The sequence below is a fragment of the Kitasatospora sp. NPDC048239 genome (genome assembly GCF_043202015.1).
Taxonomy (GTDB): domain Bacteria; phylum Actinomycetota; class Actinomycetes; order Streptomycetales; family Streptomycetaceae; genus Kitasatospora.
The window spans coordinates 1-1154 of record NZ_JBICZP010000053.1; the positions used below are offsets into that span (position 1 = coordinate 1).

The 1154-nt window shown below is 68.5% G+C and carries 1 protein-coding gene; it reads right to left on the reverse strand.

The window, feature by feature from the left end; genetic code table 11:
* Positions 1-1154: acyltransferase domain-containing protein (locus ACGFZP_RS39460; protein WP_392942331.1), on the reverse strand; the 1154-nt coding region annotated here is incomplete at both ends.

Genomic DNA, 1154 nt, shown 5'->3' on the forward strand with positions numbered 1-1154 from the left:
AGCCAGTAGTGCTGGTGTTGGAAGGGGTAGGTGGGGAGGTTGGTGGGGGTGGGGTTGGTGGGGTGGTGGGGGGTCCAGTTGATGGGGGTGTTGGTGGTGGTGTGGGCGTGGGCGAGGTTGGTGAGGAGGTGGGTGAGGGTGCCGTGGTCGCGGCGGAGGGTGGGGATGGTGGTGGTGTGGGTGGTGGTGTGTTCGGCGGTTTCCTGGATGCTGGTGGTGAGGACGGGGTGGGGGCTGGTTTCGATGTAGGTGGTGTGGCCGTTGGCGAGGAGGGTGCGGGTGGTGGCTTCGAATTGGACGGGTCGGCGGAGGTTTTCGTACCAGTAGTCGGCGTTGAGGGTGGTGGTGTCGTGGATGTGGGTGTTGGTGAGGGTGGAGTAGAAGGCGATGTGGGTGGTGGGTTGGGGGTTGATGTCGGCGAGGAGGGTGGTGAGGTGGTGGTGGAGGGGTTCGATGTGGGGTGAGTGGGAGGCGTAGTCGACGGGGATGCGGCGGGCGCGGATGTTGTGGTGTTCGCAGTGGGTGGTGAGGGTGTCGAGGGCTTGGGGGGTGCCGGCGACGATGGTGTTGGTGGGGCCGTTGTGGGCGGCGATGGTGAGGTGGTGGTGCCAGTTGTTGGTGGTGAGGAGTTCTTGGACGTGGGTGGCGGGGAGGTTGATGGAGGTCATGCCGCCGGTGCCGGCGAGGGTTTTGAGGGTGCGGGAGCGGAGGGTGACGATGCGGGCGGCGTCGTCGAGGGTGAGGGCTCCGGCGATGTGGGCGGCGGCGATCTCGCCTTGGGAGTGGCCGATGACGGCGTCGGGTTCGATGCCGTAGGTGCGCCAGGTCTGGGCGAGGGCGACCATGGTGGCGAAGAGGGCGGGTTGGACGGTGTCGACGTGGTGGAGCCAGGTGTCGTCGGTGCCGGTGAGGGTGTTGACGAGGTTCCAGCCGGTGTGGGGGTCGAGGGCTTGGGCGCAGGTGTCGAGGTGGGTGCGGAAGACGGGTGAGGTCTGGTAGAGGTCGCGGCCCATGCCGGCCCATTGGGAGCCTTGTCCGGGGAAGACGAAGACGGTGCGGCCGGTGTCCTCGCGGGCGGTGCCGGTGACCAGGCCGGGGGCCTCCTCGCCGCGGGCCAGCGCCGCCAGGGCGTCCAGGAGCTCCCCGCGCCGGGA